This window comes from Pyxidicoccus sp. M6 (assembly GCF_055568925.1).
In genome coordinates, this window is sequence record NZ_CM145714.1 from 1,065,659 (window position 1) to 1,079,183 (window position 13,525).

Annotated in this window: 11 protein-coding genes; 7 read left to right on the forward strand and 4 right to left on the reverse strand. The window is 70.7% G+C overall.

Features of this window, described 5'->3' with window-relative positions; all coding sequences use genetic code 11:
• Positions 1 to 76: 76 nt before the first annotated feature.
• A complete protein-coding gene (locus tag ACVTJA_RS04535; RefSeq protein ID WP_465834085.1) occupies positions 77 to 1,243 on the forward strand; it encodes an ATP-grasp domain-containing protein in 1,167 nt (388 codons plus the stop codon).
• A gap of 7 nt (positions 1,244 to 1,250) precedes the next feature.
• Here the strand turns inward: ACVTJA_RS04535 and ACVTJA_RS04540 are convergent, their stop codons facing one another.
• A complete protein-coding gene (locus ACVTJA_RS04540) occupies positions 1,251 to 1,829 on the reverse strand; it encodes a TIGR02265 family protein (RefSeq protein ID WP_465834086.1) in 579 nt (192 codons plus the stop codon).
• A 10-nt stretch (positions 1,830 to 1,839) separates the two neighbouring features.
• Entirely contained in the window at positions 1,840 to 2,613 is a 774-nt protein-coding gene (locus ACVTJA_RS04545; protein ID WP_465834088.1) for an alpha/beta hydrolase, read from the reverse strand.
• 214 nt (positions 2,614 to 2,827) lie between these two features.
• Between ACVTJA_RS04545 and ACVTJA_RS04550 the strand changes: the two genes are divergently transcribed.
• The 5 genes from ACVTJA_RS04550 to ACVTJA_RS04570 all read left to right on the forward strand — a co-directional run bounded on the left by ACVTJA_RS04550 (position 2,828) and on the right by ACVTJA_RS04570 (position 10,159).
• On the forward strand, positions 2,828 to 3,025 hold the full coding sequence (locus ACVTJA_RS04550) for a hypothetical protein (RefSeq protein WP_465834089.1): 198 nt from the start codon (positions 2,828 to 2,830) through the stop codon (positions 3,023 to 3,025).
• A 102-nt stretch (positions 3,026 to 3,127) separates the two neighbouring features.
• The gene (locus ACVTJA_RS04555; RefSeq protein WP_465834091.1) at positions 3,128 to 5,206 is read left to right on the forward strand and encodes a hypothetical protein; all 2,079 of its coding nucleotides are present in this window, start codon (positions 3,128 to 3,130) and stop codon (positions 5,204 to 5,206) included.
• Positions 5,207 to 5,229: 23 nt separating this feature from the next.
• The gene (locus ACVTJA_RS04560) at positions 5,230 to 7,158 is read left to right on the forward strand and encodes a lamin tail domain-containing protein (RefSeq protein ID WP_465834092.1); all 1,929 of its coding nucleotides are present in this window, start codon (positions 5,230 to 5,232) and stop codon (positions 7,156 to 7,158) included.
• Positions 7,146 to 7,640 carry a thermonuclease family protein gene (locus tag ACVTJA_RS04565; RefSeq protein ID WP_465834094.1) on the forward strand — a complete coding sequence of 165 codons (495 nt, stop codon included), beginning with the start codon at positions 7,146 to 7,148 and terminating at the stop codon, positions 7,638 to 7,640. The genes ACVTJA_RS04560 and ACVTJA_RS04565 overlap by 13 nt, the downstream gene beginning before the upstream one ends.
• A 176-nt stretch (positions 7,641 to 7,816) precedes the next feature.
• Positions 7,817 to 10,159, forward strand: coding sequence for a PAS domain S-box protein (locus ACVTJA_RS04570; RefSeq protein ID WP_465834096.1), 2,343 nt, complete (start codon positions 7,817 to 7,819; stop codon positions 10,157 to 10,159).
• Here ACVTJA_RS04570 and ACVTJA_RS04575 read toward each other — a convergent pair.
• A complete protein-coding gene (locus ACVTJA_RS04575) occupies positions 10,079 to 11,293 on the reverse strand; it encodes an MFS transporter (protein ID WP_465834097.1) in 1,215 nt (404 codons plus the stop codon). The two genes, ACVTJA_RS04570 and ACVTJA_RS04575, sit on opposite strands and share 81 nt — an antisense overlap.
• 153 nt (positions 11,294 to 11,446) lie before the next feature.
• Between ACVTJA_RS04575 and ACVTJA_RS04580 the strand changes: the two genes are divergently transcribed.
• Complete coding sequence (locus ACVTJA_RS04580) at positions 11,447 to 12,298, forward strand: hypothetical protein (RefSeq protein WP_465834098.1); 852 nt, start codon at positions 11,447 to 11,449, stop codon at positions 12,296 to 12,298.
• Positions 12,299 to 12,322: 24 nt separating this feature from the next.
• On the opposite strand, the gene ACVTJA_RS04585 is transcribed toward ACVTJA_RS04580, so the two are convergent.
• The gene (locus tag ACVTJA_RS04585; protein ID WP_465834100.1) at positions 12,323 to 13,291 is read right to left on the reverse strand and encodes a TerC/Alx family metal homeostasis membrane protein; all 969 of its coding nucleotides are present in this window, start codon (positions 13,289 to 13,291) and stop codon (positions 12,323 to 12,325) included.
• Positions 13,292 to 13,525: the final 234 nt, after the last annotated feature.

Consider the following 13,525-nt stretch of genomic DNA (forward strand, 5'->3'; position numbering starts at 1 on the left):
GAGGGCCGGCAAGGAAGTAGGCCTCGACCCAGGGCGTCGCTATGGTCAACGTCGTCGGGACCCGCACCGAGGAGCCATGAACTTCGTCTTCATCTCCCCCCAATTCCCGCCCCAGTACTTCCACTTCGTCACCGCCCTGCGCGAGCGCGGCGTGACGGTGCTGGGCATCGGCGACGCCCCCTTCGACTCGCTGCGCTCCGAGCTGCGCGACGCCTTGCGCGAGTACTTCCTCGTTCCCAATCTCCACGACGAGGACGCCCTCCTGCGCGCCGCCGGCTACCTCACGTGGAAGCACGGGCGCATCCACCGCATCGACTCGCTCAACGAGTCCTGGCTGCAGGTGGAGGCCCGCCTGCGCGAGGACTTCCACGTCCCCGGCCTCCAGCCCGCGGACATCCACCGGCTGCGCTCCAAGTCCGGCATGGCCGAGGTCTTCCACGCCGCCGGCGTGCCCCACCCGGAGCTCATCCGCGTGCGCGACGCCAGCCAGGTGAAGGCCTTCGCGGAGAAGGTGGGCTACCCGCTCGTCCTCAAGCCGGACGTGGGCGTGGGCGCGGCCCACACCTTCAAGGTGGCCAGCGACAAGGAGGTGGATGCCGCCCTGGCGCATCCGCTGCCCACGTCCTACGTGGCGCAGCCCTTCGTGCGTGGCACCATCGTCACGTACGACGGAATCGTGGACCGGCACGGCGCCATCGTCTTCAACCTCAGCCACCAGTACAGCGACGGCGGCATGGAGACGGTGCTGGAGAAGCGCGACATCTCCTTCTGGAGCCTCCAGGAGATTCCCCCAGGCCTGGACGTGCTCGGCCGCGAGGTGGTGGCCGCGTGCGGCCTGCGCGAGCGCTGGTTCCACCTGGAGTTCTTCCGCCTGCCGGATGGGAAGTTCATCGTCCTGGAGGTCAACCTCCGTCCGCCCGGCGGCTTCATCACCGACATGATGAACTACACGTGCGACATCGACGTGTACCGGCTCTGGGCGCGCGTGGTGACGGGGGACCCGGTGGCGGACTTTCGCTACACGCCGCGCTACAACGTCTGTCATAGCGCGCGCCGCAAGAGCCGCCGCTACAAACACAATCACAAACAAATCGTGGAGCGGCTGGGCAAGTCCCTGCTGCTGCACCAGGAAGACCTGCCGTCCGTCTACCACAGCCTCATGGGCGAGGAGATGTACCTCACCCGGCACGCGGACCTGGACGCCATGCACGAGGCGGTGCGCTTCATCCAGGCGACGGAGTGAGCGTCCGTCAGCGCTCCGTCCAGGTGAGCTGGTACGTGCTGCTGGGGACGCCGGGGTCCACGCGAATCCGCGTCACCTTCGGGGACTCGGCGCCGCCCACGCGGAGCATGGACTCGAAGAGGGCCTCGACGTAGCCCGGCGTGTCGAGCGCGGAGTTCATCTTCATCTCGAAGAGGTTGGGGGAGCGCTCGAGGAGCTCCACCTCCGTGTAGTTGTCCGTCGCGCGCAGCGTCAGCGGCATGCGCTGCACCAGCCGGCGCGGGCCGAGCAGCCGCATGACGCCATACACCGCTCGGCCGATGACGGTGCGCCCGTAGCCCTGCACGTGCGTGTCGGCCAGCCGCCGGAAGGCCTCCTCTCGGGGAATGCCGGGGTACGCCTCCTCGACGATGATGGACAGACAGTGGGTCCACAGCGGCACGGGGTAGGCGGGCAGGAGGGGCCGGTCCAAATCGATGCCCACCTGCCGCAGCCGCTCCTTCAGCCGGAGCGTCACCTTGCCGTGCAGTCCATGCTGGAGCAGGCCTTCCACCACCTGGACATAGACGAGCCGCTGCTCCAGCGGCACGGGCTTGCGAAGCTTCAAGTGCGGCGCCTCACCCCAGAAGCCACTGCATCGCGTGCGGCAGGCGGCGTTGCCAGTCGCGCTCGTGGTGCTCGCCTCCAGGCTCCAGCACCAGCGACACTTCGTGAGCGGCATAGCCGGCGCGCTGCAGGTGCTCATAGAAGGCACGCGTGGCCTCGCCGTAGTTGAGAGGGACTCCGTCGGTGTGGATGTACTCCTGCTCGCCGGCGTCCAGGTAGATGCGCGTCCAACTGCGGCGGTGGATGGACCACTCCTCGAAGAGGCGGCCCTGGCTCCACATGACGGTGGGGGACAGCGCGCCGATGCGGCCGAAGACATCCGGGTAGCGGCAGCCGAGGTAGAGCGAGATGAGCCCGCCGAGCGACGAGCCCATGGCGCCGGTCCACTCGGCCTCGGGGCGCGTGCGGTAGGTGCGGTCCACCAGCGGCTTGAGGTGCTCCACGAGGAAGCGGCCGTAGGCCTCGCCGCGGGCCTTCACGTTGCCGCGCGGCTCGTCCCAGGGGGAGTACTCCTGGACGCGTCCGGCGCCCGAGTCCACGGCGACGATGATCCACGGCTCCATGCGGCCCGTGCCCACGCCCTGCTCCAGGGCGAGGTTGGCGCACCACGTCTCGAAGCGGGCCGACTCCGGGTGGGCGAAGACGTTCTGCCCGTCGTGCATGTAGAGCACGGGGAAGCGGTGATGCGGCAGCGCGTCGTAGGCGTCGGGTGTGTAGACGCGCACGGTGCGGGCGAAGCCCTCCTGGGGGGAGGGGAAGTCTCGGACGATGTGGACGTATCCCATTGGAGCGGAGCGAGAGCATACATGGTCGGGGCGACACACTTCCGCCCCAGGGGTGGCGTGAGGCGTTCCCGGGTACACAGGTGTGCGAGCGCGCTCGGCTGGTGGCCTGGGAAGCTGGCCCCGGGTCTGCACTGGGGGCCACGGGACAACGAGCGTCGGGCCCTCCTGCTATTCCGTGTTAATGAATGGCAGGGCGCCGAGTGGAGTCTCTTGGATGCTGATGGAACTGGAGCGAATGCACCTGGCGGCACTGCTGCTGACCACCGAGTCAGACCTGCGTCAGGCATTGGCCGCGCTGGATGGGAGTGAGGAATCACGGCAGCGCCATGCGGCCGCCCAGGCGCGCGCGGTGGCCGCGCAGTCGATTGCCGAGGAGTTGTTGCTGGAGGACCCCCAGGCCGCTCGGGCCTGAGGCGTGTCTCTTTACTGGACGCCGGAGTCCCTGACGCGGACGGTGTGAGGGATTGGGGCCGCTGTAGGGAACGGTGGCTTCGGATGTGCAGTGGGGCGCGGCGTGCGTCGCGTTCTCTGGGTGGGGGTGTTGGGGTGGTGGCTGGGCTTCGCGGTACCGGCGCGGGCGGCGCCGTATGAGGTGGAGCCGGAGGCCGCGGGCGAATTGGATTTGCTCGCGCTGGCGGAGGAGGGGGCCATCTCGGCGGAGACGCTCGCGGCGCTCCTGGCGCTGCGGCGGGCCGGAGTGGACCCGAGGCTCGCGTCGCGGGCCACGCTGTATGGACTGCCCGGGCTGACGTACGCGGAGGTGGATGCGCTGCTGCGGCGGCACGGCGGGTCTCCTCCGTCGGAGTCGGTCCTCACGGAAGAAGAGGAGCGAAGGCTCGCGTCATTCCTCGTGAGGCGTGAGCCTGGACGACTCACCGGTGATGCGCGGCTGCTGATGGCGTTCGCCGCGTCGGACTCGTTGCTACCTCCCGCCGCATTGCAGGTCCGCGCGGCGGGACTCGCGGGGCTGAGGACGGGCGTGTTGCTCTCGCTCGCGCGCCGCCGTCTGGGTGGGCTCCGGCGGGATGCGAGCCGGCGCGCGCTCGTCGTGGATGCTCCCGGTACGGCGGTGCTGCTGCCGAAGTTCTACGCGCAGTGGACGGGCGAGCGTGCTTCGGTGCTGGCGGGCACGTACCGCTTGGGCTTCGGTCAGCGCCTCACGCTGGACAGCACGTCGCTGCCGTCACCGGAGGGCTTCCTCCCCGACGATGGCGTGCGCCCGCCTGGGGCACTGGAGCGCGAGTGTCTCGTCGGCGGCACGGGATGCGAGCCCGAGGAGCGCCTGTCCGACGTCACTCCCGACTTCGCCTGGGATGAGGGCTTTCGTGGCGTCGCGGGCACCGTGCGTGGTCCGGTGGGCACGGGCGCGGAGCTGTCGCTCACGGGCTTCGGCTCGTATCAGCGCCGCTCGCTTCAGCGGAGCGCGGTGCTGGACCGCTCCGCGTGCGTGGACTCGCGCGCTTCCTGCCGTGCTCCGGAGGTGCTGGTGCCGTTGTCGGGCTCCCACGTGGAGAAGCTCACCGCGCGCACCCTGCCGGGCGTCTTCAGCGAATGGGCGGGTGGAGGCAACGCGACGCTGTCCCTGTCCCCGCGTGTGCATGTCGGGCTGACAGGCTGGGCCTCCCGGCCGGCGTGGTCCCTGGAGGGAGCGAAGCTCGACTTCCAGCCGAGCGCCCGCTACCCGGCGGGAGGAGGCTTCGGCGCGTTCGGTCTCGATGCGGCCTGGGGCCGTGGAGCGGTGGACCTCTTCTTCGAGGGGACGCGCAGCTTCGATGGCGCACCGGATGGCGGCGGAGGCTTCGCCGCGCTTCAGCGCACCGTGGTCTCCGGCAATCGGCGCGAGCTGGAGGTGGCGCTGCGCTACTACGGGCGGGAGTTCGCCAATCCGTACAGCGGCGCGCCCTCGGGGCCGGATGCGCTGGAGGGCCTGCGCGTGCGCAACGAGCTGGGGGCTCGTGTGCGCTACCTCCAGCGGGAAGAGCGTGTCTGGCGGGTACGGGGACAGGTGGATGCGTGGACGCTGCCGGCCGACGGCGCGGAGCCGGGAACGGCGGGCGCGATGAACGTGCGTGCCTCCGCCCGGGCGGACTGGCTCGAGTGGCCGCGGTTCCAGCCGTCGCTCCAGGTGGAGCTGCGTGACTCGGGAGCTGGTGCCTGCTCCAAGGACCCAGGGACGGACTCCGAGGATGGAACGACTTCCTGCTCACGAGGACGCCAAGGCGTCATCGCGCGAGTGCGGTCCGAGCTCACCGAGGGCGTGACGGTGGCGGTGCAGTACGGGCATGCGCGGGTGGTGGAGCCCGAGGCCGAGGGGCCCCGGTATGACGGACAGGCCGTGCTCGACGTGCGGCTCATTCCCGCGGAGTCCGTGAAGCTGGGTGGACGCGTGGTGTGGAAGGACGAGGACCTCTCCGAGCGCAGCCGGCTCCGGCAGGAGCTGCGCGCCGCCGTGGACGCGAGCTGGGCCTCGAGTGTGGTGACGGCCCGGGCCCGGTACGCGTGGGTGCTCGACCTGAAGGACGCGCGCACGGCCCGCGTGCCGCCGGACCCGCCGCGCCACCTCTTCCAACTGGAGCTGGAGACGCGGTTCTGACATCGAAAGTGAGGGTTGCCGACATGAGGGGATGGGGAGTGGGGCTGGCAGGATGGGTGTTGCTCGGCGCATGGGCGTGTGGAGGGGCGGCCCTGGACGACAGCGTGGACGAGGCGTGCGCCGGGACGTTGGCCGGGGACCTCGTCATCACCGAGTACCTGAATGACCCCGTGGGGACGGACACCGGGCAGGAGTACGTCGAGCTGCACAATCCCACGCGAGCCACCGTGGACCTGCATGGGCTGACGCTCTATGCGGCCCGCACGGATGGCTCGCAGGAGCGGGCCTACCTCTTCACCAGCAATGTGCCGGTGACCGCCGGGGGCTACCTCGTGCTCGGAGACGTGCGTGAGGGCCCGCTGCCCGCGCACGTGGACCATGCGTACGGAGAGGCGCTCGGGGCACTGGGCAACTCGGGTGGGAAGCTGGGAGTGAGGTGCGGCGAGCGGGTCGTCGACGAGGTGCAGCTCACCGCGCCCACGAGGAGCGGAGTGGCCCGCATCTACGATGGCCGGCTCGTGCCCGACTCGGCGGGGAACGATGACCCCGCGCGCTGGTGTGACGGAGCGGGTGCGGAGGATGCGGGGCCTGGGCGGGGGAGTCCGGGAGCGGCGAATGCGCCCTGTGGCTCGACGTTGCCTTCGGATGCCTCGACAGGGGACGCGGGCGTCGTGGAGTCCTGTGTCCCGGCGGGAGCTTCCGCCACGAGGCCCGTGGTGCGGCCGCGTGAGGGGGACCTGGTCATCACCGAGGTGATGGCCAATCCGCGCGGCGACGACACGCTGGGCGAGTGGGTGGAGGTGATGGCCACCGTCCCCGTGGACCTGAATGGACTGACGGTGGGCACGGACTCGTTGGGGACGAAGGTGGAGGGAAAGGCGTGCCTGTCGCTCGCAGCCGGGGCGCGCGCGGTGCTGGCGCGTCGCGCGGACGCGGTGCTCAACGGTGGGTTGCCCGCGCCTCTGGCCACGTTCGGCGTGGACCTGCGCAACTCGGGTGGCGTGGTGATGGTGAGGGCGGGAGACGTGGTCATCGACGCCGCCGTGTACGGCCCCGCGGATGAGGGCGTGGCCACGCAGGTGTCCGCGCCCCTGGCGGATGCGCGGCGCAATGACTCACAGGACGCGTGGTGCCAGGCCACGGAGGTCTACGGGACTCGCGGCAACCTGGGGACGCCGGGCCGGCTGAATCGCGTGTGTACCGTGGGAAGTGGCGCGGATGGCGGAGTCCCGGACGCGGGTGCGCCGGACGCGGGTGCGCCGGACGCGGGTGCGCCGGACGCGGGCCGTGCGGATGCGGGCTCGCCGGACGCGGGCCGTGCGGATGCGGGCTCGCCGGACGCAGGCAGGCCCGATGCGGGGACCACGGATGGAGGCACTCCGGACGCGGGCAACCCGGTGAACGGCTGCATCGACCGGCCGACCGGGAAGGTCCGAGCCCCGAGGGTTCCAGACGCTGGCTCGCTGGTCCTCACCGAATACATGGCGGACCCGAGCGCCGTGGCGGACGCGACGGGCGAGTGGGTCGAGGTGCTCGCGTTGAAGGACGTGGACCTCAACGGCGTCAGTCTCTCCAACGAGAGCGGGAGCAGCACGGTGTTCACCTCGACGCTGTGTCTGTCATTGAAGGCCGGTGGCCGTGCCGTCATCGCTCGCAGTGAGGGCACGTCGGTCAACGGCGGACTGCCCTCGGTGCTCGGCACGTTCTCCTTCAACCTCGCGAACAGCGCGGGCACCCGCATGCTCCGGCTCTCCGTGGAGGGACGGCTGCTGGACGCGGTGACGTGGACGACGGCGGCGGTGCCGGGCGTGTCCTCGCAGGTGGACCCGACGCGGAGCGACCCCACGCGGAATGACCTCTCGGGGAGCTTCTGTCCCGCACCCACGGGAGTCCGCTACGGCCTCGGAGACCGGGGCACTCCGGGCATGGAGAACCGTTCATGCGCGCTGTGAGCCGGTGGGCGTGTCATGCGGTGCTGGCCGCCATGCTCCTGTCCTGCGGAGGAGAAACGGCTTCTCCGTGCGGACCCACCACGGCCCGGGTGGAGGAGGTCATCGACGGAGACACGCTCCTCCTCGAAGGTGGCGAGCGCGTCCGTTACCTGCTGGTCGACACCCCGGAGAGCACCGGAGGGTCGCGGGACTGCTTCGGCTCGGAGGCCCACGCCTTCAATCGCGGACTCGTCGAGGGACGCCAGGTGACGCTGGCGTACGGCGAGGCGTGCACGGACCGTTTCGGCCGGCTGCTCGCATACGTGTCGGTGGACGGGCGCGAGGTGAACACGCTCCTGGTGGAGCGGGGCCACGCCTGTGTGCTGCACGTGCCGCCCGCGGGCAGCGCGCGGCGCTCCGAGTTCGAGGCGCTGGAGGCGGAGGCCCGGCGGGAGAGGAGGGGCATCTGGGGCGCCTGCTCGCCAGTGCCCTGTCAGCGGTGAGCGTGCTCCCATCAAGAGGAGGCGTACCCGTGGCCGTCTCCTGTGCGGGCCATCACCCGGCTCCGTCGGCGGGGCGAAGAGCCCCCATCTCTCCCGGGCGGTATCCAAATTGTGACAGCCATGCCCAATCCTCATCGCTTCGGGCTGCACACCTTCACTGGAGGGGAGGCGCTTGCATGAACCCCTGCCCGACACCGCCCTGCCTCCTCCCCGACGTGCTGGAGGCCCGGAGGCAGGACATCCTCCAGCGCTGGGAGGCGCTCGTCGGCGAGGTGCTGGGAAAGCGGTCGCCCACCCGCGAGGCGCGGATGCTCGGCGCGCCTGGCCTGGTGGACGCGCTGGTGGACGTGTTGCGTGGGCCGCACGTGACGCTCGACCTGGAGAGGGCCCGGGCCTCTGGTGGCCGGCTCGGCCTGGAGCGCCACGCGGCGGGCGTGGACGCGGGCACGCTGGTTCGCGAGTACGGCCTGCTGCGCGACGCCATCCTCGAGGTGCTGGACGAAGCGGGTTGGAGGCCGGAGTTGGCCGCGCTGCGCATGCTCAATCACGCGCTCGACGAGGGGCTCGCGGAAGCGGTGGCGCAGCATGGCCGCGAGCACGAGCGCGGTCTGCGGGCCAACGAGGCGACGCTGCTCGGCATCCTCGACCATGCGCCGGCCGACATCTACGCCAAGGACACGCGAGGCCGCTACCTCTTCATCAACCGCACCTTCGGGAAGTCGCTCGGCAGGAGTCGGGATGAAGTGGTGGGCCACACGGACCAGGAGATGCTGCCCCCCGACATGGCGGAGGTCTGCGAGCTCAGCGACCGGCAGGTGCTCACCAGCAGCCAGCCCATCGTCACCGACGAAGTGATTCTCCATCCGGATGGGCCCCACATCTACCAGTCGGTCAAGTTCCCGCTGCCGGACGAGATGGGCGGCGTGGCGGCCATCTGCGGCATCTCCACGGACATCACCGAGACGCGGCGCGCCGAGCGCGAGCGCGACGAGGCCCGCGAGCACCTGCGCCGCATCGTCACGCAGCTCCCCATCATCATCTGGTCCACGGACGAGAAGGGCATCATCACCCTCTGCGAGGGCGAGGGGCTGCGGGGCACCGGGGTGGACGCCCACCAGCTCGTGGGCCGCTCCACCTTCGAGGTCTACTCGGACCGGCCGGACCTCATCGAGGCCGCCCACCGCGCGCAGGCCGGCGAGGACTTCGTCATGGAGATGGAGATGGGCGGCTCCTGGTTCCTGGTGCGCATCTCCCCGGTGGTGGACGCCAACGGCAGGGTGGTGAGCGTGGCGGGCGTGTCGCTGGACATCACGGAGCGCCACCGCGCGCAGGATGTGCTCGCCCAGTCGGAGATGCGCTACCGGCTGGCCACCCTGGCCACCAGCGACGTCATCTACGACTGGGAGCTGGACACCGGCCATATCGAGTGGAGCGAGCTGGCCGTCCAGCAGTTCCGCCTGATGCCCCACCAACCGCCGCTGGACATCGAGGAATGGACGCGGCGCATCCACCCCGACGACCGCGTGCGGGTGAGCCACGACATGCAGGTCCTCATCGAGGAGGACGGCAGTCACTGGTCGGACGAGTACCGTTTCCTGCGCGGGGACGGGACATGGGCCTTCATCGCGGACCGGGGACAGGTGGTCCGCGACGGCTCGGGCCGCGCGGTGCGCATGGTGGGCGCCATGCAGGACATCAGCGAGCGCAAGGCCGCGGAGTTGGAGGCGAAGCGGCGGGCGGAGTTCGAGCAGTTGCTCATCGGCATCGTCGGCCACGATTTGCGCAACCCCATCTCCGCCATCACCATGGCCGCCACCACGCTGTTGCGCAGCGAGGACCTGGACGAGCGGCAGCGCAAGGCCGTTGGCCGCATCCACTCCAGCGCCGAGCGCGCCACGCGCATGCTGCGCGACGTGCTGGACTTCACCCAGGCCCGGCTGGGGGGCGGCATCCCCATGCAGCCCCGGCTGTTCGACTTGCACGAGCTGACCCGGCAGGTGGTGGACGAGGTGCAGTTCGCCAATCCGGAGCGGCGGCTGGTCATCGAGTGCACCGGCGACGGCCGGGGCCAGTGGGACGCGGACCGGCTGGCGCAGGTCATCACCAACCTGGTGAACAACGCCATCCACCACAGCGAGGAGCAGGGGCCGGTGCGGGTGCGCACGCATGGCACGCGCGCGACGGTGGCGCTCGCGGTCCACAACCTGGGGCCGGCCATTCCACCGGAATTGCGCACGCGCCTGTTCGAGCCGATGAAGCGCGCCGAGCGCAAGGACGCGCGCGACAGCCGGGGCCTGGGGCTGGGCCTGTTCATCGTGAAGCACATCGTGGACGCGCATGGCGGCATGTTGCGCGTCCGCTCCTGTCCCCGGGAGGGCACCACCTTCATGGTGCGCCTGCCGCGCCTGCTCGGGAGGGAGGCTCCGGCACGCGAGCGCCTAGCGGACATGCCGCGACAGCCGGGCCCCCAGCGCCACGAGGATGGGCGCGACGCCGGACAGCAGCATGGCCACCTGTGAGCCGGCGGTGTCCAGCAGCACCGCCGCCGCCGCGCTGCCCGCGCCGATGCCCAGCGCCCAGCTCGCGTTGAAGAGCGCGAAGCCCTCCGCGTGCCGGTCCACGGGCAGCCGCCGCTGCAGCAGCGAGATGTAGAGCGCGGACTGCGGCGCGAGGAAGAAGCCACCCGCCGCGAGCCACAGGGCGATGCCCCAGGAGCTCTCCATGAGCCCGGTGGGCATCAGCATGGCCCCCCACACCGCGAGGAAGAAGAGCCCGCGCCGCAGGGCCGCCGCGTCCGAGCCGGGCGTCCGCGTCTGCGCCGCGAGCAGCCCGCCCACCGCGCTGGTGGCGGACAGGAGCGCCGCCATGAGGCCCCACGCCTCCGCGCGAGCGCCCACCTGCTCCAGGCGCGGAGGAATGGCCGCGTCCACCAGGCCCCAGCTCACCCCGTTGGAGATGACGCCGAGGTAGATGAGGGCCGGGATGCCGGTTCGGAAGGGGGCCAGCGACACGCGCTCGCCAGGGGCGGTGGAGGACGGAGGCGGCTCGCGCCGTGGCAGCCGGCGGTTGAGGAACGCGCCGCCCGCGTTGCACACCGCCAGCGTGACGAGGGCCAGCGCGGGGTGTGCCAGCGCGAGCGCGCCCACCAGCGGCGGGCCCAGCACCCACTGCACCTCGATGAGCACCGCGTCGATGGAGAAGGCGGGCTCCAAGAGGCGCGGCGGCAGGAGCGCGGGCATCAACGCGCGGTACGCGCCGAACACGCCCGCGGGCACCACGCCCAGCGCCAGCGACAGACCCAGCAGCAGCAACAGCGGCGCCCGCGCGACACAGCACGCCGCCAGCGCGAGGCACAGCGCGGAGGTGATGAGCAGCGGCTCTCGCATGCCGTCGGGCAGCAGCCGCCGGTCCATGGCGCGTCCCCGGAAGGGCGCGGCCGCGGCGGCCCCGAAGGCGTAGGCGCTCGCCATCCACGCGCCGGACGCGTACGAGCCCGTGGCCGCCTCGCCCGCGAGCAGCAGGGCGAAGGCGGCCATCGTCCCGCTGAGTCGCACCACGGATGAGGCCGCCACCCACCGCCGCCAGCCCGCGTCGGACCAGAGCGCGCGCTGTGTGCCCTGGTGCTCCCCGAGCGTTCCCGCCTGTTCCGACATGCGGCTCTCTAACTAGCGTGAAAGCGCCCCGCGCGCCCGCGCTTCGGAAGCCTGTCGACGGACGTGGAGGCCAGGGAGCGTGTCCCCCCTTGCTCCCCAGGGCCTGCCCGGTTAGCACGGGGGCAACGTGGTGCATTTCCCGTGGAGTGGAACATGAAGAAGGTCCTCATCGGCGTCGGCGTGGGTTGCGGTCTCCTCCTCTTGATAGGCGTGGGCGCCGCGGTGGGGCTCTTCATGCTGGGGAAGAAGACGTTGGGGAGCGGCTTCGAGGCCGGTCAGAAGATTGCGGCCCAGGCGCAGGAGCTTCAGGAGCTCAACCGGGCCAGCGCCTTCCAGGCGCCTCCGGAGGGTGAGGTGCTCGCGCTCGACGCGAAGCGGCTGGAGACCTACTTCGCCGTGCGTCAGGCGGCGCTGCCCGTGTTCAAGGAGATGGAGGCGAAGTCGGAGGCCTTCGAGAAGGAGCACGGCGGCGAGGACGCGAAGAAGAAGCCTGACCTCGGCGCGGCCATGGCGGCCGCCAACCTGATGATGTCCATGACGACGGACGTGCGCGCGGCCTACATCGAGGCCCTCAAGAAGCACGGCATGTCCCCCGCCGAGTTCCACGCCATCACCACCACCGTCTACACCTCGCTGATGACCGAGGGCCTGGAGCAGGCACAGAACGCGATGAAGCAGGGCCGCGAGGCCATGGAGAAGCAGCTCGCGGAGCTGGACAAGAAGCTGGAGGGGGACTCGCTCTCCGACGAGGAGCGCACGCAGCAAGAGGAGGCGCGCACCCACCTGCAGGACGCCATCGAGGCGATGAAGAAGAACGAGGCCAGCCCGGGGCAGGATGGCCTGTCCGAGGAGGGAAGGAAGGTCGCGGCCGCCAACGTGGTGCTGCTGAAGCGGTACGAGACGCAGGTGCAGACGATGGCCAGCTCCGCCTTCGACGCCTTCCTCCTCGGCGACTCCGCCCCCACCGTGGAGGTCGGCGAAGACTCGCAGGACGAGGACGACTGACCTCCCGGTACCGGATGCTCCGGCTCAGGCCTCCGCCTCGGTGGGGCGCCTGGGCTCGCGGCGCTGCTGCTCCACGCCGCGCGTCTGCCGCCGCCGGGCGCGCAGGCTGGCCCACACCGCCGCGCCGATGAGCGCGGCGATGATGCCCACGGACAAGAGCGGCGACACGTGGAGCCACGGCTCCAGCACCATCTTCAGCCCCGCGAAGGCCAGCACCCCGGCCAGTCCATGGTGCAGGTAGCGGAGCTGCCCCACCGCGCCGGACAGCAGCAGGTACAGCGCGCGCAGGCCGAGGATGGCGAAGGCGTTGGAGCTGTAGAGGATGAAGGTGTCCTGCGTCACCGCGAAGGCGGCGGGCACCGAGTCCACGGCGAAGAGGATGTCCGTCAGCTCCAGCCCCATCAGCGCCAGCAGCAGCGGCGTGGCCACGCGCCGGCCGTCCGCGAGCCGCACGAAGAACTTCTTGTCGTGCACCTCCTCCGTCACCGGCAGCCGGTGCGCGAGCCACCGCACCGCCCTGTTCTCCTGCTGCTGGGACGGGTCCTCGCGGAACACGCGCCAGGCGGTGACGAGGAGGATGGCGCCGAAGACGTAGGCCACCCAACTCCACCGCTCCAGCGCCGCCGCGCCCAGGAAGATGAAGAGGGCACGGAAGACGAGCGCGCCAAAAATGCCCAGGAACAGCACGTTGTGCTGGGCGCGCGCGGGGAGGGCCAGGCTGCGGAAGATGACCAGGAAGACGAAGACGTTGTCGAGGCTGAGGCTCTTCTCGATGAAGTAGGCGGCGAGGTACTCGTGCGCGGCCTGCGTGCCGAGGACGCGCCACACGAGCACGTTGAAGAGCAACCCCGCGGAGACCCACACCCCGCTCCAGACGATGGCGGCACGGTGGGACTCGCCGTGGCGGCCCCGGTGGGCCACCAGGTCCACGGCGATGAGCGACAGCACCACCGCCCAGAAGACCACCCATATCCATGTGGGAAAGGGGTGCATGGCTCCGTCCAACCTATGCATCTCTCCGGGCGGCCAGCCTCCAGCGCTCCCTTCCCGGGTAGGAAGTGGTGGGGTCGAAGCCAACCCGGCCCCGGGACAGACGGGCGTCCAACACCCATGACGGGCTGCGTAAAGACAGACACGGGCAGGCGGGCGCATGCCCGCACACTCTCTTCACGAGCATCCGTGCGTCAGATGTGACAGCCTCGGATTGCACGCCGTCCATGTGGGCCG